The organism is Ruegeria sp. H7 (assembly GCF_056532945.1).
Genome location: NZ_JBQFNZ010000014.1, coordinates 25,349 through 43,463 on the forward strand (window position 1 = coordinate 25,349; position 18,115 = coordinate 43,463).

Here is an 18,115-nt window from a genome sequence, read left to right on the forward strand (position 1 = left end):
ATTCACCCCCGCCGTATTTGAAACAAGAAGAAGGGTCAAATGCGTTCTATGGCGATGGCCGTTCCTTCGCCGCCGCCGATGCAGATCGCTGCGACGCCGCGTTTGAGGCCCCGCTTCTCCAATGCGTTCAGCAGTGTAACCATGATCCGAGCGCCAGACGCGCCGATTGGGTGGCCCAACGCGCAGGCCCCGCCGTTCACGTTCACCTTGTCCCGGGGCAGACCCATTTCATGCATGAAGGCCATCGGGACAACGGCGAAGGCTTCGTTCACCTCCCAAAGGTCGACATCTTCGGTGCTCCAGCCGATGCGGGCCAGCAGCTTTTGCGCAGCCGGGACCGGGGCTGTGGTGAACAGGCCCGGGGCCTGCGCGTGGCTGGCGTGGCCAAGGATACGCGCACGAACGGACAGATTCTGTGCCTCAGCAGCCAAGGCAGACGCCAGAACCAGCGCCGCCGCGCCATCCGAGATCGACGATGCATTGGCAGCGGTCACCGTGCCATCCTTGCGGAAGGCCGGCTTCAGGGTTGGGATCTTTTCGGGCCGGGCTGATTTTGGCTGCTCATCCGCCGATTGGATCACCTCTCCTTTTCGGGTGCGTACCGAAACCGGGGCGATCTCGCCATCGAACGCGCCGCTGTCCTGCGCCGCCAGAGCATTGGACAGGGATTGCAGCGCGTATTCGTCCTGCGCCTCGCGGGTGAATTGGAAGGATTCGGCACAGTCTTCGGCGAAGGTGCCCATCAGGCGGCCTTTGTCATACGCATCTTCAAGCCCGTCGAGGAACATGTGATCGACGACCTGACCGTGCCCGATACGCGCGCCGCCGCGCATTTTCGGCAACAGGTAGGGGGCGTTCGTCATGCTTTCCATTCCGCCCGCAACCATCAGATCGGCATGTCCCAGTGCGATCTGGTCAAAGGCCATCATGGCCGCTTTCATGCCCGATCCGCACATCTTGTTGAGTGTCGTGGCCGGCACCTCTTGGCCCAGACCGGCGGCGAAACCGGCCTGACGTGCCGGGGCTTGCCCTTGCCCTGCCGGAAGAACGCAGCCCATCAGCACCTCGTCCACGGTTTCGGTGCCTGCCTGTTCCAATGCGGCGCGAATTGCGGCCCCGCCCAGATCCGCGGCTGCGACCCCGTCGAACATGCCCTGAAATCCACCCATCGGCGTGCGGGCGGCCCCTGCGATCACAACCTCATTCATCACGGTCTTCCTTTGTTCATTTTCCGGCTTCTGCATACCGAATGGTAAGATTTGCCGTCTAGCGTATTTCTACGAAGCAATTCCAGGAAAGAGGGCGGTCAAACATGGGCCTGACCACTACAACATCCGGTGAGACTCAGATCATCACGGTCCAGACCGACCGGATCGACGCCGCCATGGCCATTCAGTTCAAGGAAGACATGCGGCGCGCAACCGAATCGGGATGCAACCGGGTGGTGCTGGATCTTGGCGGGGTCGAATTTATCGATTCCAGCGGGCTGGGCGCAATTGTCGCCTCGATGAAGCAGCTTGGGGCCGGGCGCAGGCTGGATCTGGCCGGGCTGCAACCGGTGGTCGAAAAGGTGTTTCGCCTGACCCGCATGGACACGGTGTTCAATCTGTTTGCCACCCTGGATGACGCCCTGGCCGGTTCCATCGACTGATCTGGGCGGAGTGGACTGCGTGAAGCCGATAGGGACCAAAACCTGCCTTGAACTGACCTTCCCGGCCACTGAGGTCGAAGCGAGCGCGGGAATTTCGCAACTCAGCACCGGCCTGTCGCGGCAGGGGCTGCCGGCGCATATGGCGGATGATGTGAAGATCGCGCTGGCTGAGGCGATCAACAACGTGGTCGAACATGCCTATGCAGGCATCGCCCCGGCCAAGGTGCAGGTGACGTGCAGGCTGGACCACAACCGGCTGGACATCCTGATTTCCGATACCGGCAATCCCCTGCCCGGCTACAAACTGCCCGACGGTATTCCTGCTTCGGTCGAGACAGGCGTTCAGGACCTGCCCGAAGGCGGGTTTGGTTGGTTTCTGATCCACCAGCTAACCAGCGATATCTGGTATGAAAGGCGGGACGGATGCAATCGCCTGTCGCTGCGGTTTGACTTTAAACCGCAGGACTGACCGGCAAGCAATAGCCATAATAAGGCCTTTTTCGAACCATTGTCGCGCCGCAAACCCCCGTCATACAGTGACTTGTAGCTCAGATAGCTTCCCTCGGCGCCAAGTGTCACAGCCCCCACCCAGTGAACGGCGCCGAGGAACTTCTCTCCCTAATATTACTGGACAAACACAGGCCGCGTCTTAGGTTCGACCCGTCGATGGGGAGGAGGAATACCATGCGGGATCTGCATCTGCCGGGCCGGTCTGAAGTTCTGGCAACCGAAGGGATATGTGCAACGTCGCATCCTCTGGCCGCAAAGGCGGCGCTGGATATTCTGGGTCGGGGCGGCAATGCGATGGATGCCGCAATTGCCGGGGCCATCCTGTTGGGCATTTGCGAACCACAGATGACGGGTTTGGGCGGCGATTGCTTTGTGCTGTTCAACCGGGCAGGTGAAGACAGGATTCGCGCTTTGAATGGTTCCGGGCGCGCCCCGGCACAGGCAGATGCCGAGGCTTTGCGCGCCAAAGGGCTGGCTGCGGTACCTCTGACCAGCCCTGACGCCGTCACCATCCCCGGCGCGGTGGATGCGCTCTGTCATCTTTCAGAGAATGAAGGTCGTCTGGGACTGGACGCCATTCTGCAACCGGCGATTCACTATGCTGAACTCGGCGTACCGGTTGCGCCCCGGGTCGCTTTTGACTGGCAACGCGGCGCGCGCACTCTGCACGGGGCCGCCAGGCAGCACTATCTGATCAACGGCGGCGTCCCAGAGATCGGTCAGGTCTTCCGGTCTCCGGGTCAGGCCGAAGTTCTGCGCCAGATTGCCAAGCACGGGCGCGACGCCTTCTACACCGGTGAAATTGCCGAGGATATGCTTTCGGCGCTGACCCAACTAGGCGGTGTTCATGGCGCGGATGATTTCGCGAACACGAAATGCACCGTGACCGACCCGATGAGCGGCACCTATCAGGGCATCGATCTGGTCGAACATCCGCCCAACGGTCAGGGGGCGACGGCCATCCTGCTGCTGAACATCCTGAAGCATTTTGATCTGGCCAGCATGGACCCATTCGGGGCTGAGCGTGTTCATATCGAGGCCGAAGCCACCAAACTGGCCTATGACGCCCGCAACCGCTTTATCGCGGACCCGGATCATATGGCCCGCGCGGAACGGTTCCTTGATCCCGAAATCGCCGCATCGCTGGCCGCCATGATCGACCCCAAACGCGCGATGCAAGCAGCAGCGCCGCTAACCGAAGCCGTTCACAAGGACACCGTTTATTTCACGGTGGTCGATCGCGACCGGATGGCAGTTTCGCTGATCTATTCGATCTTCCACAGTTTCGGATCGGGCATCGCATCCCAGAAATACGGCATTCTGCTGCAGAACCGCGGGGCCGGTTTCACTCTGGACACCGGCCATCCAAATGAATTGGGTGGTGGCAAACGCCCAATGCACACGATCATCCCCGGAATGCTGCAAGAAAACGGCCGCGTGATGATGCCCTTTGGGGTCATGGGCGGCGCGTATCAGCCGACCGGTCATGCCCGCTTCCTGTCAAACCTCACGGATTTCGACATGGGCCTACAGGACAGCATCGATGCCCCCCGCGCCTTTGCCGACGGGGGTGTGTTGAAACTGGAACGCGGGTTCTCAGAACAGGTGGCGCAACAATTGTCGCAACTTGGGCACACTGTTGAGATTTCAGAAACCCCACTTGGCGGCGCGCAGGCAATCCGAATCCGAAACGACGGCGTGTTAGAGGGCGCAAGCGATCCGCGCAAAGACGGGTGTGCGTTGGGATATTAGGGACATCAGCGTCCGGGCCGGGTTGGCCCGGTGGATCAGTTCAGATGGAAGTGCAGCGGGTAGGACCCGTCCTCGAACGGCCCGAACATATTGGGAATATCGGGATGCTCTACCGGCTCGCCCGATTGATCGGCGATCAGATTTTGTTCTGAAACATAAGCCACATAGAAGGACTGATCATTCTCGGCCAGCAGATGATAGAACGGCTGATCCTTGATCGGCCGACTGTCTTCAGGGATGGCTTCGTACCATTCCTCGGTGTTGGAAAATTCCGCGTCCACGTCAAAAATCACCCCTCGGAAGGGATGTTTTTTATGTCGCACTACTTGTCCCAAGCCGTACTTGGCATGTGTCTTTAGCATTGTTTCAGCCCCCAAAGCAGTTACTACCTCTTTCCGGGCGGAAAATCCAATCATTGATCTGAAATTCAGGGAAACAGTCTGTGAACCTTCTACTGACAGTGTTCGAAATTGTCGCGCCGGTGTTTATTCTGGCGGGCATTGGATTTGCCTGGGTCAAGCTGGGGTTTGAATACCGCCTGCAATTCGTCACCCGTTTCGCCATGATGCTGGCGGTGCCCAGCCTGATCTTCGTGGCGCTGATGCAGACCGAAATACCGGGTGGCGACCTGTCGCGATTCACCGTGGCCACCATCGTCGCCAACCTTGGTCTGGCGGTCGTGTTCTGGGGGATCGTTCGGGTTCTGAGGCTGGAACAGCGCACTTACCTGTCGCCTTTGATCTTTGGCAATACCGGCAATCTGGGCCTGCCGTTATGCATCTTTGCCTTTGGACAGGCGGGGCTGGGATATGCCGTGATTTTCCTGTCGGTGACGGCGCTGTTTTCCTTTACCTACGGCATTTATCTTGTCGCAGGCAAAGGGGCGTTTGGGCAGGTCATCAGGCAACCGATGGTTTGGGCAACGCTGCTTGGGGCATTGTTCCTGTGGCAGGATTGGGAAACCCCGCTGTTTCTGACCAACACATTGGATTTGCTAGGGCAAATGGCGGTTCCGATGATGCTGGTCACTTTGGGCGTTGCCATCGCGCGCCTGACCACCCGCAGTCTGGGGCAAGCCATCTGGCTGTCGATCCTGAAAGTGGTGGTGTGCTTTGCCCTCGGTTGGGCCATAGCGTCCGCTTTTGACCTGGAAGCCATCGCCTTTGGCGTGCTGGTATTGCAGATGTGCACCCCCGTCGCGGTCACATCCTACCTGCTGGCAGAGCGGTTTCAGGCCGACGCAGATGCCGTTGCGGGGATGGTCATGGTCTCGACCCTGCTGTCAGTCGCAGCGTTACCCCTTGTTCTGGCGCTGATTCTGTAGCGATTGTGATTTCCTCAGCGCTCAATCTGCGCTAGAATGCCTGAAAAAAGGCACGAGGCACATGAGCAGAATTCTTTTCGTACTCCTAGGGGTGCTGCTTTTGGCATCCTGTGGGGGCGGCTCGAAACAGCCGCCCAGCAGATTGAACGACGCGTGCAGCATTGCGCGCGAAAAGCCCGACTATATCCGGGCTTTCAAAAGCACCGAGCGTAAATGGGGCGTTCCCGTTCACGTTCAGATGGCCACGATCTATCAGGAAAGCCGCTATCGCCACGATGCGCGCACGCCGCACCGCTATGTTCTGGGCGTGATCCCGATGGGCCGCCAAAGCAGCGCCTATGGCTACGGTCAGGCGCTGGACGGCACGTGGGAGCAGTACCAGCGCGAAACCGGCAAACGCCGCGCCAAGCGGGATCGCATTCGCGACGCGTCGGATTTCATTGGCTGGTACATGAACAAAAGCTACGAGCGGAATGGCATCCACCCCGCAGACACGCGCAATCAGTATCTGGCCTATCACGAAGGTCACACGGGCTTTGCCCGCGGCAGCCATAACAAGAAATCATGGTTGCTGAACGTGGCCAGCGATGTGGACGCGCGCGCGAACCTGTATCAGTCGCAACTGGCAAATTGCCGGTACTGAGGTGAAGGGGTCAGCGGTCGGCTGACCCACTTCTTTTGCTGTTCGAGAACAGATCCTGATTCAGTCTGCCACCCTCGGTCAACGGGCCCAGCAGCACCGTGGTCTGGGTGCCTGCATTGTCGTGGATCACCCATTTCCGCAGTTCGACCGGGTTGTCGGTGAACATCAGCTCAATCCGGCCCGAGTCCGGGTTCTTGGGGTCTTGCGCCGTCACTACGGTTGCGGTGCCGTCGAACTCGTGCCCTACCACCATATTGGCCTGACCAAGGTTTACATTCCGCGCCAGAACCAGAGACAGCGGTGTCCGCTTTAGCGGGTATTGTTCGGGCGGTTGGTTCGATTTGGGATCAAAGATCATGACACTGCCGGACCGTGCCAGCACCACGGCGCTGTCCGGCGGGTCATATTCGAACCGCATTTTACCGGGTCGCTGCATCCACAGCTTGCCGGTACTCAGCGAGCCATCATCGTTGACCTGAGTGAAACTGGTCTGAACCGTTTTCAGCTGGTTCAGGTAATTTGAGATTTCCGACAGCGGCAGCTTATCAGCAGCCCAGGCCGCAGGCGCGGCCAGTGTCAAAGCAAGGGCAAAAGCAATCTGTTTCATGCTTCACAGATATGCGCTCTGCCCTTGTTATTAAATATCCTATTGCTCGGGGACGAGGATTTCGCGTTTGCCGACGTGATTTGCCGCCGAAACAACGCCTTCGTCCTCCATCTGCTCAACCAGCCGCGCGGCTTTGTTGTAGCCGATGGCAAGTTTCCGCTGGATATACGAGGTCGAGCATTTGCGATCCTTGATCACAATCGCCACCGCCTGATCGTACAGAGCGTCTTCGCCGTTGGTGTTGCCACCGGTGTTCAAGCCCAGAACGGCGTCGATATTGTCGGCTTTTTCCTCGGCCGGACCATCGACCACGCCACTCATGTAATCCGGCGGGCCGAATTGTTTCAGGTGGTTAACGATTTCCTCGACCTCTTCGTCCGAGACAAACGGCCCATGGCAGCGGGTGATCTTGGCACCACCCGCCATATACAGCATGTCGCCCTGCCCCAGCAGTTGCTCGGCACCCATCTCGCCCAGAATGGTGCGGCTGTCGACTTTCGAGGTCACCTGGAACGAAATCCGGGTGGGGAAGTTCGCCTTGATCGTGCCGGTAATCACATCAACCGACGGGCGCTGCGTGGCCATGATCAGGTGAATGCCCGAGGCCCGTGCCATCTGCGCCAGGCGCTGGATGCAGGCTTCGATCTCTTTACCCGCAACCATCATCAGGTCGGCCATCTCGTCGACGATGACAACGATATAGGGCATCGCTTCGGGGGCGAATTCTTCGGTCTCGAACATCGGCTCGCCGGTTTCGTCGTCGAACCCGGTCTGCACCGTGCGGCTGAACATCTCGCCCTTGACCAGAGCGTCCTTCACACGGCCATTGTAACCGGCGATATTACGCACGCCCATCTTGGACATCTTGCGATAGCGATCCTCCATCTCGCCCACGACCCATTTCAGGGCGACAACCGCCTTTTTCGGGTCGGTCACAACGGGCGACAGCAGGTGCGGGATGCCGTCATAGACCGACAGTTCCAGCATCTTGGGATCGATCATAATCAGGCGGCATTCATCCGGCGTCAGCTTATAGAGCAGCGACAGGATCATCGTGTTGATCGCCACCGACTTACCCGAACCCGTGGTCCCCGCGATCAGAAGGTGAGGCATCTTCGCAAGGTTCGCCACGACGGACTCACCGCCGATATCCTTGCCCAATGCCAGCGGCAGCGCGTGGTTGCCATCGCCGAAATCACGGCTGGCGAGGATTTCGCGCAGCACCACCATCTCGCGGTTTTCATTGGGCAGTTCGATCCCGATCACCGAACGGCCCGGCAGGGTCGAAACCCGCGCCGACAGCGCCGACATCGAGCGTGCGATATCGTCGGCCAAACCGATCACCCGGCTGGCTTTCAAGCCCGGGGCCGGTTCCAGTTCATACATGGTGACAACCGGGCCGGGGCGGACGCTGACGATCTCACCCTTGACGCCATAGTCATCCAGCACGTTTTCAAGCATCCGCGCGTTTTCCTCCAGCGCCTCATCGCTCAGGTGATGGCGCTGAATGCTGGCCGGGTTCGACAACAGGCCCAGCGGCGGCAGTTCGAAATCGGAATGCCGTTCTTCGAAAGACAGGGCCGGTTGCGCCTCGGCCTGCGCGCGGCGGGATGGTTGCGGCGCGCGGCGCACCGGCTGTGCGACCACCGGCTTGCGCGGCTCGGCCACCGGGATTTTCATCGCCGGGCGCGATTGCGGCGCGGGTTCGGGGGAGTCCTCGAACACGGCGTCATCGTCAAAATCCGGCTCGGGCGCGAAGTCCTGATGCAGAGGCTCCTGCCACTCGGGCGCGGGGTCAGCCGTCAGCATCGGTTCCGGTGGCAACTCGGGCGCGGTCATAGGCGGTTCAGGCGGCAGGCCACCTGTTGGCCCTGCGTTCAGGATCAACGGGTCCGGCCCGCGACCACGGCCTTTGGTCAGCGGCAGGTTCGGATCGGGCTCGGGCGTCACCTCACCGGTTGCCACCTTGCGGTTGCGCACAGCGGCCGAGATTTTCGAGCGGATGCGATCCTCACCCGGCATTTCATCGAAGCCTTCGACCGGCATGGGCTCAACCAGTTCGGGTTCGGGCATCGGATCAGGGCGGCGGATCAGGGCGGGCATACGGGCCAGCAGGCCGGTTTTTGGGGCAGGTTCCGGCGCTTCCTCTTCCAGGTCTTCAAAGACGGGATCCCCAAAGGCAATCTCATCATTCAAAACCGGCTCAACCCGCGCGGCGCGGTGTTCTTTCCACTGCGCCCGGCGATCCCGCGCGGCCTGCGCAGTGGCCGAGGCCCCACGGCCCAGCAGGTTCATCAACAGATCGTAGGCCATCACCAGACCCAGCAGGAAAGCACGCGTTCCGCGGCGCACGTCAACCTTGGTGAAGCCCAGCACAAAGACACCCAGCGCGATCATCCCGACGGCCATGGCCAGCGACATCAGCTTGACCAGGAAATGCGAGGAAATCGGCAGAAGGGTCAGCAACGCCCCCATTACGGTGTCGCCAAACAGCCCGCCCAGCCCATAGCTGTGGGTCGCGCGCCATTCGGCACCGGGCACCAGAGTCGCGGCGTAGACCGAGACAATTGCGATCCAGATCGGGGCAAAGATCAAACGGGCAACGGCACGATCTTCACCGAAATGACCGGCAAATCGCACACCCCAACCGATCAGCACCAGCGCAATACCCCAACTGCCCCAGCCAACGATCATGAACAACGGCGCGGCAATCGAAGCCCCAATCCGCCCCATCCAGTTCTGCACCGGCGCGTCGGTCGAGACCATCCAGTTCGGATCGTCCGGCGTGTAGGACCAGATCATCGCCGCGGCGGCAAAGCCCAGCAGGATTAGGGCGATCCCGATCAATTCCTTGCTGCGCCGCTCGATCGCGGCCTGAGTCGTGCTGTCCAGTAGCGGATCGCGGTTGCGCGCGTTCAATGATGCCATTTTGCCCTCGTACCTCACGAATAGATGCAGTCGCGGAGCGTAATCAGCCCGCGCTGCAACTCTGTTTTTGGGGCCACCATAGCGGCCCGGATAAAGTGCTCGCCCGGGTTTTGCCCCGGATCGCCTTGAGAAAGATATGCGCCCGGCAGGACCCGCACTCCGGTCTCCAGCCACAGCTTCAATGCGGTCTCCTCGCCGTTTTCAACGGGCAGCCACAGGAAAAACCCAGCCTCGGGCGGCATATAACCCTGCACACCGGCAAAGACCCCATCCGCAATGGCGTATTTTTCCTGATAGAGCGCGCGGTTTTCGACAACATGCGCCTCATCAGCCCAAACCCTGGCAGCAGCAGCCTGCAATGGCAAAGGCAAAGGCGAACCGGCATAGTTGCGCAACTGTTTGACACGTTTGATCGTTTCGGGTCCACCCGCGATCAGACCGGACCGCAGACCCGCCAGATTGGACCGCTTCGACAGTGAGTTGAACAGCGTGATCCGTTCGGGATCTGCCCCCATCTCTTGCGCGACGGTCAGCACGCCCGTGGGGGCTTCATCCCGGTAAATCTCGGAATAGCATTCATCGGCGAAGATGCGGAAATCGTATTTCTCGGCCAGGGCGATCAGTTCGGCCCAATAATCGCGCGATGCCACGGCCCCCTGCGGGTTGGCGGGCGAGCAGATATAGGCAATGGCGGTGCGGTTCAGCACGTCTTCGGGCAGGCCCGCATAGTCGGGCAAATGTCCGGTGGCCGCTGTGGCAGGGACAAAAACAGGCTCGGCTGCGACCGAGATCGAGGCGACCATATAGACCTGATAAAACGGGTTCGGGCACAGAACGACCGGCTTTTGGCCGTTCTTCTGTTCCGGGCACAACGCCATGGCCGCGTTGTACAGCCCCTCTCGGGTGCCGTTCAGCGCCATGACGTTGGTGTCGGGGTCCATACTCACGCCATAACGGCGTTTGATCCAGTCGGTGATTGCCCCACGTAACTCGGGCGAGCCTTCATTCGGTGGATAGCCCTGAAATCCAGCCGCATTTTCGGTGATCACATCCGTCACCCAAGCGGGGAAGTCGTGCATTGGCGCGCCGATGGTCATGTGAATCACGTCACCCCCCGGCTGGTGATGGTCCAACAGGGTGCGCAGACGCGGGAATGCATATTCCGGTAGGTTCGAAAACCGCTCGGGGAAAATCATAACTACTGCCTCAATATCGGGGTCATTTCGCCCCGTCTTTTTTGGCAGATTACAGATCAGACCCCGCCCCGTCCAGACAAAGAGGTGCCGAATCAGGGGATTGTGGCATTCACGCCAATGCGGTTTCCGCCGCTGAGCCCAGCCGCAACAGGGCCTCTTCGGACCCCGGATAACCCAGCATCATCAGCCCGCAACCGGGTGTCTGGGTCGGCAAAGTCAAAGCCGCCAGCCCCATCAGGTTGCCAATGCGGGTGTTGCGCAGGGCCAGCAGATTCTCGGTCACGTAATAGTCGTGATCGCTCAGCAGTCGGTCCAGATTTGGCGGCAGGATCGGTGCGGTCGGGGCCAGAACGGCATCAAATCCGGCAGTGGCCGCATCCCATGCGGCACGGCAGGCTTTGAGTCTGGACCAGGCCGCAACATAGTCGGGGCCTGAAAAAGCCTGACCCATGCGGAACCGTTCCAAAATCTCGGGGTACATTGCCTCGGGGTTGGCCTCGATAACGTCCTTCCACAAGCCATAAGCCTCGGTTGTATAAAGCACTCCGGTCAGGCCCATCGCGTCATTCAGCTCGGGCACGTCCAGCGGGACGATCTCTGCCCCTGCATCGGCCAGACGGGCCAGCGCATCCTCATAGGCCGCGCGCGGGGCGTCTCGCAGATCGTCCTTCGCGACATTCTGCAGATCCGCAAAACGACGACCCGCCAAAGACGCGCCGCGCAAATCGGCGGGGGTACCGCCTTCCAGCAGCGCCAGAACATGGGCCGCATCCTCGACCGACCGGGCCAAGGGGCCGACCGTGTCAAACCGCAGACATAACGGTACGGTGCCTTCAAGGCTGACCCGGCCCGCGGTGGTTTTCAGACCCACAAGATTGTTCCACGCCGACGGGATACGCACCGACCCGCCGGTATCCGACCCAATCCCACAGGCGGCCAAACCCCAGGCAACACTGGCCCCGGCGCCCGAGGATGAGCCGCCCGGCACAGCCTCTTCATCATCGATACAGGGCGGGGTCCCGGTGATCGGGTTCAGGCCAAGACCGGAAAAGGCCAACTCGCTCATATGGGTTTTGCCCAGACAAACCGCCCCCATGGACGTGGCGTTGCGCACAACCACGGCGTCCGCATCCGGAACACGGCCTTTCAACAGGGCCGATCCAGCCTCGGTGCCGATACCGGCCGTATCAAAGAGGTCCTTCCAACTGATCGGAACACCATCCAGCAGGGACCGGCGCAGACCCAAAGCAGCGCGGTCTTTTGCGGCCTTCGCCTCGGCCCGCGCGCGGTCATGGGTGACGCGGGCAAAGATACGGTCGCGATGAGGGTGGGCGTCAATGGCGCTCAGGTAGGTCTCGGTCAGGTCCACAGGGTCGATCTGCCCCATGCCGATGCCCCGACCCAGATCACAGGCCGTCATGGTTAGCCATTCCTGCATCTCACCCCTCCTTCTTTTCTGCCTGAACGGGACGGTAGCGACAGGACCGCACATGGACAATCCCGAAAGGGCGCGCATACTGCAGGGCATGACACGGGCATCGGATATCCTGATCGTTGGCGGCGGCCTGAATGGCCCCGCCCTGGCACTGGCCTTGGCGCAAACCGGTCATGCGGTCAGCGTGATTGATTCTCTGGCCGAGACGGTCCGTACAGACGCAGACTTTGACGGGCGGTCTTATGCGCTGGCGCTGGCCTCGAAACGGTTGCTGGACGCGATTGGTGTGTGGGAGCGGGTCGCGGACCACGCCCAGCCGATGCTTGAGATCAAGGTGACCGACGGCCATGCCGGTTCCGGCCCGTCGCCCTTTTTCATGCATTTCGACCATGCCGAGATCGAAGAAGGCCCGATGGGCTATATGGTCGAGGATCGCCACCTGCGCCGCGCCTTTCTTGAGGCGATGGCAGAGGAAAAGCGCATCACCCAGATCAGCGGCAAGACCGTTGTGGCGCAGGAAACGGGTACATCCGGCGTCACCCTGACATTGGATGACGGCAGCACGGTTGCAGGGCAACTGGTCGTCGGGTGCGACGGTCGGCGCAGCGGTACGGCGGCGCGGGCGGGCATCAAGCGCAGCGGGTGGGATTATGGTCAAACCGCCCTTGTCTGCGCCATCGAGCACGACCTGCCCCATCACGGCGTCGCGCATCAGTTCTTCATGCCCCCCGGGCCACTGGCGATTCTGCCACTGACCGGCAATCGCAGTTCCATCGTCTGGAGCGAACGCACCGACACCGCCTATCGCATCAACGCGCTGCCCGAGGCCGAGTACCTACAGGTTCTGCGGCCCAGATTCGGAGATTTTCTGGGTGACATCCGCCTGCAAGGCGACCGCTTCACCTATCCGCTGAACCTGACCATCGCCAATTCCTTTATCTCGGATCACTTGGCCTTGGTTGGGGATGCGGCGCATGGGATGCACCCGATTGCCGGGCAAGGCCTGAACGCCGGTCTGCGCGACGTGGGCGCGCTGGCCGAAGTGCTGACACTGGCCGGACGGCGGGGTGAAGAGATCGGCTCGACCCTTGTATTGCAGCGGTATCAGGAGTGGCGGCGCTTTGACACAGCCTCGCTTGCGATGGCGACGGATGTGTTCAACAAGCTGTTTTCAAACGACAATCCGCTGCTGCGGATCGGTCGCGATATCGGAATGGGGATCGTCGGATCCTTGCCCGGATTGCGGCGCGGATTCGTGCGTGAAGCGGCAGGTCTGACTGGCGATCTGCCGAAACTGCTGCAAGGCCGCCCGATTTAGTCCAGCGGACGCGCCTCATCCACCAGCATCACCGGAATCCCGTTGCGGATCGGAAAGGCCAGCCCTGCGGTTTTGGACACCAGTTCCTGCTTTTCCGCGTCATAGTGCAATGTTGTATGCGTCTGCGGGCAAATCAGCGCCTCAAGCATATGGCGGTCGAACGCGTTTGCTGGATCACTCATTGCAGTGTTTCCTCATTTGATCCGCCACGCAGGGCGAATTCGATCAATGTCACAAGGGTTTCGCGCCGTGTGCGCAGGCACGGAGCTTCTAGCAGGGCTTGTTTGTCTTCCGGGTCGAAATCCATCAGCATCGACAGGGAATTCACCAAAAGCTCATCATCGGCATCCTTCAGCGAACCCCAGTCGGTGGACAATTGGCGGGATACGAAGAACCGTTCCAAAAGGGTCAGAAACCGTGTCCGATTGAACCCATCATCGTTCTCGGACTTGCCCAGATCGCGATCAAACCCATCCCATGACACCTCGCACCGGCGATACGGGGTGAAGGCGTCCAGTTCGGATTTGATGCGGAACCGGGAAATGCCAGTCAATGTGATCAGGTACCGGCCATCTTCGGTTTCGGAAAACTGGGTGATGCGCCCGGCGCATCCGATGCGGTGCAGCTTGGTGTCATCGTTGGCCGAGGGGTTCGGCTGGACCATCGCAATCAGCCGTTCCTTGGTCTTCAGCGCGTCATCCACCATTTGCAGGTAGCGCGGCTCAAAAATATGCAGCGGCAGGGGAGAACGGGGCAGCAGCAGCGCCCCGGGCAATGGGAAAACGGATACCGTTTCCGGCAGGTCGGCGGGATGCATCATGTACCCGAGTGTAGCTCTGATCAGGAATTAGGCAAATATCATCGAGCTGAGCTTGCGCCGCCCGTTCAGAACAATCGGATCATTGGGCTTGAGCGCGTCGAAAATCGTGAACAACTGAGCCTTGGCCGCACCGTCATTCCATTCGCGATCCCGGCGGAACAATTCCAGCAATTGCGCCACGGCGTCTTCCACATCGCCGTTGGCGTGCAGCGCCTGCGCCAGATCGAAACGCGCCTGATGGTTGTCGGGCTCGGCCTCGACCGCAGCGGTCAGTTCAGCCACCGGGCCCGCATCTGCCGCCTGTTTCGCCAATTCCAATTGTGCATGCGCCGCTTCCAGTTCGGGCGCGTTGGAAATCTCGGCCGGGGCACCGTTCAGGATCGCCTCGGCCTGTTCCAGATCGTCGGATGCGATATGCGCGCGCACCAGCCCGCCATAGGCCGCTGCATGGTTGGGGTCTTCGCCCAGAATGGCGGCAAAGGTCTGCGCCGCATCTACGGCGGCCCCTTCGGCCAGCATTTCTTCGGCGGCCTGAACGGCCTCCTCCAACTGGCCACCGGGGCTTTCGCCGCCTGCAGCTTCGATCACGCGGTCCACAAAGGCCTTGATCTCGGACCCCGGCAGCGCGCCCTGAAACCCGTCAACCGGCTGACCCTTGAAGAAGGCGTAAACGGTTGGGATCGACTGGATCCGCAACTGAGACGCAATCATCTGCGCCTCGTCCACGTTGATCTTGACCATCTTCACCGCACCTTTGGCGGCGGTTACGGCCTCTTCCAGCAATGGCCCCAACGTTTTGCACGGGCCGCACCACGGCGCCCAGAAATCCACGATCACCGGGATGTCCTGCGACGCCTCGACCACATCGGCCATGAACGTGGCCTCAGAGCCGTTCTTGATCAGATCGGTGGCGGGGGTGCTGTCTGACGGGTTCAGAAGGTCCATGGCAAATACTCTTTCGTTCGAACTTGCGCCCTATATGCAACCGCTTGGCGCAGAAACCAAGGGCTGAGTTTGCCGGTTACAGATCGAAACTTGCAAAGACGGGCGCGTGATCGCTGGGCTTTTCCCATCCGCGCGCCGCGCGCAGGATACGGCTGGAATGGCCCGCGTTCGAGATATCCGGCGTCGCCCAGACGTGATCCAGCCGCCGCCCCTTGTCTGCCGCGTCCCAATCCCGGGCACGATACGACCACCAGCTATACAACTGGCCTTCAGGGATATCCTGCCGGGTGATATCGACCCAACCGCCCGCATCTTGCGTTTCCGCCAGTTGGTCAACCTCGATCGGAGTATGTGAGACCACCTTGAGCAGTTGCTTATGCGACCAGACATCATCTTCGCGCGGGGCGATGTTCAGATCGCCCACCAGAATGGACTTCTCGGGCTTCTCCGCATGGAACCAGTCGCGCATATCAGTAAGGTAATCGAGCTTCTGCCCGAACTTCTCATTCACCTCACGATCCGGCACATCCCCGCCTGCCGGGACGTAAAAATTGTGGATCGTCACGCCATTTTCCAACCGCCCTGCAATGTGACGGGCATGGCCGAGACCGGCGAAATCCTTGTCGCCCACCTCTTCCATCGGCAGGCGCGACAGAATGGCGACGCCGTTATAGCCCTTTTGGCCACGGGCAACCATGTGGGTATACCCCAGTTCCGCAAACCCTTCGGTCGGGATCTTTTCGACCGGAGACTTGCATTCCTGCAAACACAGCACATCCGGAGCCTCTTCCTGCAACAATTTCAGCACGATAGGCTCGCGCAGGCGGACCGAGTTGATGTTCCAGGTGGCAAGGGTGAAGGGCATGGGTCGGGATTCCTCTGTCGCGATTGGGCGGAGGTTAGCGCGACATAGAACCAGGTGCCATGAGAAAAGGCCGCGGAACAACTTCGTTACCTGAATCGCAGTTAAGCGGACTTTGCGGCCGAAGACATTTCTTGCACCAAGGTGCTGTGCCCAAAAAGTTAACAAATTAGACTGTTCCTCCAAGCCGATGTTTTTCCTATCGTTGGTGAGAAATAGCGTTTTGGGAGGTCTTAATGAACAAACTTGTCTCAGTAGCGGGCGCGGTCTGCTTTGCTTTCACTGGAGCTTGGGCCGACGATCATACCCCGCCCAACATTCTTGTCATCATGGCAGACGACGTAGGTTGGGCGAGCGTCGGCGTTTACCACGGAGGTGTCAAAAGCATCGAGACGCCGAACTTGGATCGCCTCTCCTCTGAGGGTGCTCGTCTCACAGATTATTATGCCGAGCCAAGTTGTACTGCTGGTCGATCAGCTTTCATGACTGGACAATTGCCCATTAGGACTGGGATGCACACTGTAGGACTTCCCGGCGATCCGATAGGTTTAAACCCAGAAGACCCAACGCTTCCGATGTTCTTGAAAAAGTTGGGGTACACGACGGGGCAATTCGGAAAAAACCACCTGGGCGATCTCAATGAGTTCCTACCGACTACAAAAGGTTTCGACGAGTATTGGGGTTGGCTCTATCACTTGAATGCTATGGAATATACGTCTGATCCGGATTGGCCAGACGACCCAGAATTCAACGCGCAATTTGCGCCTCGCAACATCATTCATTCATTTGCAACAGAGGAAGTAGACGAAACAGTCGACCCGCGATTTGGAAAAGTCGGGAAGCAGCGCATTATTGATGATGGGCCTGCGCCTCCGGAGCGCCAAAAGACTTTGGATGACGAAGTGACATCTTACACGAAGGACTTCATTTCCCGTGCAGTAGAGTCGGACACTCCGTTTTTTGTCTGGATGGCTCCTGCCCGTGCACACGTCTGGACCCATCTCAGCCCCGAATACGAAGCTATGTTGGGCAATGGGCGCGGACTTCAGGATGTTGTCATGAAGGAGTTGGACAACAACGTTGGTAACGTTCTCAGCCACCTTGAGGATCTGGGAGTTGCCGATAATACAATAGTGATGTTCACCGCCGACAATGGCCCGGAAACACTGACGTGGCCCGATGGTGGTACGACTCCGTTTCATGGGGAAAAGGGTACTACTTGGGAAGGTGGCTTTAGAGTTCCTGCGATTATTCGCTGGCCGGGCAAAATTCCAGAAGGTCAAGTCTTGAATGGCATCTTCAGTGGAATGGACTGGATGCCAACATTTGTAGCTGCGGCTGGAGGTCCGACAGATCTAAGAGAAAAGCTCCTGGAGGGATATGAAGGCTATAAAGTGCATCTCGATGGCTACAATCAACTATCTTACCTGACGGGTGAGGATGAAGAGAGCAATCGCCGCGAGCTGATTTACTATCAGGGTACGGACCTCCAAGCAGTACGCTACAACGATTGGAAAGCGCACTTTGTCGTTCAAAACCACGGCTGGTCAGGCCCGAAGGAAGAATTGGTCGCCCCCTTGCTTTTCAACCTCCGCCGCGATCCCTACGAAAAAGCTGCGGAGGAAAGCGGTATGTACGTCCGCTGGATGGGTGAGAAAATGTGGGCATTCGGCCCAGCCGCCCGGTTAGTGCAGGCACATCTCGCTACTTTCGAGGAGTTCCCTCCGCGCGGGAAGCCGGTCGCCAATCAAGACCATGTTGAAGAACAAACATCAACCGAAGGCGGCATCTCTCAGTAGAGGAAGCGAGGCAACCAATACGCCTTTCTCACCGCAGCGTGGGCATCCGGCTCGGATCATCGGATGCCCAAAATAACCGACTAGGAATTTCGCAAAAAGCGAAACCTCTACGTGAAGGAGTCCTCCATGAGTGCTAGATTAGTCCTTCTGCTTGCTGCCGTCGGCCTCGTGCCAATTGCGTTGTCATACGGTCTGATGCCCGGCCGTTCGATCCCAGTTTTGCTGGGATTTCCAGTGGAAGGGACGAACCAGACTCATGTCTTCCGAGCGATTATGGGTCTTTACATGGCAAACGCGCTGTTTTGGTTGGCAGCTGCTTCGAAAC

Annotated in this window: 18 protein-coding genes; 8 read left to right on the forward strand and 10 right to left on the reverse strand. The window is 59.6% G+C overall.

Annotated features, from left to right (window positions below):
* Nucleotides 1-35 precede the first annotated feature (35 nt).
* Entirely contained in the window at nt 36-1,208 is a 1,173-nt protein-coding gene (locus tag ACR0AC_RS20370; RefSeq protein WP_480627130.1) for an acetyl-CoA C-acyltransferase, read from the reverse strand.
* Between the two features lie 104 nt (nt 1,209-1,312).
* Between ACR0AC_RS20370 and ACR0AC_RS20375 the strand changes: the two genes are divergently transcribed.
* The 3 genes from ACR0AC_RS20375 (at nt 1,313) to ACR0AC_RS20385 (ending at nt 3,913) form a co-directional block, all read left to right on the forward strand.
* Nucleotides 1,313-1,651 carry an STAS domain-containing protein gene (locus ACR0AC_RS20375; protein ID WP_170624586.1) on the forward strand — a complete coding sequence of 113 codons (339 nt, stop codon included), beginning with the start codon at nt 1,313-1,315 and terminating at the stop codon, nt 1,649-1,651.
* Between the two features lie 19 nt (nt 1,652-1,670).
* Nucleotides 1,671-2,120, forward strand: a complete 450-nt coding sequence (locus tag ACR0AC_RS20380; RefSeq protein ID WP_480875734.1) for an ATP-binding protein — start codon at nt 1,671-1,673, stop codon at nt 2,118-2,120.
* A gap of 215 nt (nt 2,121-2,335) precedes the next feature.
* Nucleotides 2,336-3,913, forward strand: a complete 1,578-nt coding sequence (locus ACR0AC_RS20385) for a gamma-glutamyltransferase family protein (RefSeq protein ID WP_480875737.1) — start codon at nt 2,336-2,338, stop codon at nt 3,911-3,913.
* A gap of 35 nt (nt 3,914-3,948) precedes the next feature.
* Here ACR0AC_RS20385 and hspQ read toward each other — a convergent pair whose 3' ends face one another.
* Complete coding sequence (gene hspQ, locus ACR0AC_RS20390) at nt 3,949-4,275, reverse strand: heat shock protein HspQ (protein WP_170455199.1); 327 nt, start codon at nt 4,273-4,275, stop codon at nt 3,949-3,951.
* 80 nt (nt 4,276-4,355) lie between these two features.
* Here hspQ and ACR0AC_RS20395 point away from each other — a divergent pair, with 80 nt between their 5' ends.
* Together ACR0AC_RS20395 and ACR0AC_RS20400 are read left to right on the forward strand one after the other, a co-directional pair.
* Nucleotides 4,356-5,237 (forward strand): AEC family transporter, encoded by an 882-nt coding sequence (locus tag ACR0AC_RS20395; RefSeq protein WP_480586321.1) that lies wholly within the window; start codon nt 4,356-4,358, stop codon nt 5,235-5,237.
* A 61-nt stretch (nt 5,238-5,298) separates the two neighbouring features.
* Nucleotides 5,299-5,880, forward strand: coding sequence for a transglycosylase SLT domain-containing protein (locus ACR0AC_RS20400; protein ID WP_170455203.1), 582 nt, complete (start codon nt 5,299-5,301; stop codon nt 5,878-5,880).
* A gap of 10 nt (nt 5,881-5,890) precedes the next feature.
* On the opposite strand, the gene ACR0AC_RS20405 is transcribed toward ACR0AC_RS20400, so the two are convergent.
* From ACR0AC_RS20405 to ACR0AC_RS20420, 4 genes are all read right to left on the reverse strand, one after another.
* Nucleotides 5,891-6,487: an outer membrane lipoprotein carrier protein LolA gene (locus tag ACR0AC_RS20405; protein WP_170455204.1), complete on the reverse strand. Its 597-nt coding sequence runs from the start codon at nt 6,485-6,487 to the stop codon at nt 5,891-5,893.
* 39 nt (nt 6,488-6,526) lie between these two features.
* Nucleotides 6,527-9,415: a DNA translocase FtsK gene (locus tag ACR0AC_RS20410; protein WP_480875742.1), complete on the reverse strand. Its 2,889-nt coding sequence runs from the start codon at nt 9,413-9,415 to the stop codon at nt 6,527-6,529.
* Between the two features lie 14 nt (nt 9,416-9,429).
* Nucleotides 9,430-10,611: an aminotransferase class I/II-fold pyridoxal phosphate-dependent enzyme gene (locus ACR0AC_RS20415; RefSeq protein ID WP_480875745.1), complete on the reverse strand. Its 1,182-nt coding sequence runs from the start codon at nt 10,609-10,611 to the stop codon at nt 9,430-9,432.
* Between the two features lie 109 nt (nt 10,612-10,720).
* Nucleotides 10,721-12,049, reverse strand: coding sequence for an amidase family protein (locus ACR0AC_RS20420; protein WP_170624591.1), 1,329 nt, complete (start codon nt 12,047-12,049; stop codon nt 10,721-10,723).
* Between the two features lie 52 nt (nt 12,050-12,101).
* Here ACR0AC_RS20420 and ACR0AC_RS20425 point away from each other — a divergent pair, with 52 nt between their 5' ends.
* Nucleotides 12,102-13,364, forward strand: coding sequence for an FAD-dependent monooxygenase (locus tag ACR0AC_RS20425; protein ID WP_480780954.1), 1,263 nt, complete (start codon nt 12,102-12,104; stop codon nt 13,362-13,364).
* Here ACR0AC_RS20425 and ACR0AC_RS20430 read toward each other — a convergent pair.
* The 4 genes from ACR0AC_RS20430 to ACR0AC_RS20445 form a co-directional block, all read right to left on the reverse strand.
* Nucleotides 13,361-13,546 (reverse strand): Trm112 family protein, encoded by a 186-nt coding sequence (locus ACR0AC_RS20430; protein WP_170455213.1) that lies wholly within the window; start codon nt 13,544-13,546, stop codon nt 13,361-13,363. The genes ACR0AC_RS20425 and ACR0AC_RS20430 overlap by 4 nt on opposite strands.
* A complete protein-coding gene (locus tag ACR0AC_RS20435; RefSeq protein WP_170455215.1) occupies nt 13,543-14,184 on the reverse strand; it encodes an LON peptidase substrate-binding domain-containing protein in 642 nt (213 codons plus the stop codon). The genes ACR0AC_RS20430 and ACR0AC_RS20435 overlap by 4 nt, the downstream gene beginning before the upstream one ends.
* Nucleotides 14,185-14,211: 27 nt before the next feature.
* Complete coding sequence (gene trxA / locus ACR0AC_RS20440; RefSeq protein ID WP_170455217.1) at nt 14,212-15,129, reverse strand: thioredoxin; 918 nt, start codon at nt 15,127-15,129, stop codon at nt 14,212-14,214.
* Nucleotides 15,130-15,205: 76 nt separating this feature from the next.
* Nucleotides 15,206-15,994, reverse strand: coding sequence for an exodeoxyribonuclease III (locus ACR0AC_RS20445; RefSeq protein WP_480780955.1), 789 nt, complete (start codon nt 15,992-15,994; stop codon nt 15,206-15,208).
* 233 nt (nt 15,995-16,227) lie between these two features.
* Here ACR0AC_RS20445 and ACR0AC_RS20450 point away from each other — a divergent pair, with 233 nt between their 5' ends.
* Nucleotides 16,228-17,790, forward strand: coding sequence for an arylsulfatase (locus ACR0AC_RS20450; RefSeq protein WP_480875751.1), 1,563 nt, complete (start codon nt 16,228-16,230; stop codon nt 17,788-17,790).
* Nucleotides 17,791-17,916: 126 nt separating this feature from the next.
* Nucleotides 17,917-18,115, forward strand: a 199-nt coding sequence (locus tag ACR0AC_RS20455; RefSeq protein WP_480875754.1) for a DUF4345 family protein, incomplete at its 3' end; no start/stop codon positions are given.

Coding starts and splice junctions, on each gene's coding strand:
- ACR0AC_RS20370 (WP_480627130.1), bottom strand. CDS start 1,208: ATGAATGAGGTTGTGATCGCAGGGGCCGCCCGCACGCCGATGGGTGGA.
- ACR0AC_RS20375 (WP_170624586.1), top strand. CDS start 1,313: ATGGGCCTGACCACTACAACATCCGGTGAGACTCAGATCATCACGGTC.
- ACR0AC_RS20385 (WP_480875737.1), top strand. CDS start 2,336: ATGCGGGATCTGCATCTGCCGGGCCGGTCTGAAGTTCTGGCAACCGAA.
- hspQ (WP_170455199.1), bottom strand. CDS start 4,275: ATGCTAAAGACACATGCCAAGTACGGCTTGGGACAAGTAGTGCGACAT.
- ACR0AC_RS20400 (WP_170455203.1), top strand. CDS start 5,299: ATGAGCAGAATTCTTTTCGTACTCCTAGGGGTGCTGCTTTTGGCATCC.
- ACR0AC_RS20405 (WP_170455204.1), bottom strand. CDS start 6,487: ATGAAACAGATTGCTTTTGCCCTTGCTTTGACACTGGCCGCGCCTGCG.
- ACR0AC_RS20410 (WP_480875742.1), bottom strand. CDS start 9,415: ATGGCATCATTGAACGCGCGCAACCGCGATCCGCTACTGGACAGCACG.
- ACR0AC_RS20415 (WP_480875745.1), bottom strand. CDS start 10,611: ATGATTTTCCCCGAGCGGTTTTCGAACCTACCGGAATATGCATTCCCG.
- ACR0AC_RS20420 (WP_170624591.1), bottom strand. CDS start 12,049: ATGCAGGAATGGCTAACCATGACGGCCTGTGATCTGGGTCGGGGCATC.
- ACR0AC_RS20425 (WP_480780954.1), top strand. CDS start 12,102: ATGGACAATCCCGAAAGGGCGCGCATACTGCAGGGCATGACACGGGCA.
- ACR0AC_RS20430 (WP_170455213.1), bottom strand. CDS start 13,546: ATGAGTGATCCAGCAAACGCGTTCGACCGCCATATGCTTGAGGCGCTG.
- ACR0AC_RS20435 (WP_170455215.1), bottom strand. CDS start 14,184: ATGATGCATCCCGCCGACCTGCCGGAAACGGTATCCGTTTTCCCATTG.
- trxA (WP_170455217.1), bottom strand. CDS start 15,129: ATGGACCTTCTGAACCCGTCAGACAGCACCCCCGCCACCGATCTGATC.
- ACR0AC_RS20445 (WP_480780955.1), bottom strand. CDS start 15,994: ATGCCCTTCACCCTTGCCACCTGGAACATCAACTCGGTCCGCCTGCGC.
- ACR0AC_RS20450 (WP_480875751.1), top strand. CDS start 16,228: ATGAACAAACTTGTCTCAGTAGCGGGCGCGGTCTGCTTTGCTTTCACT.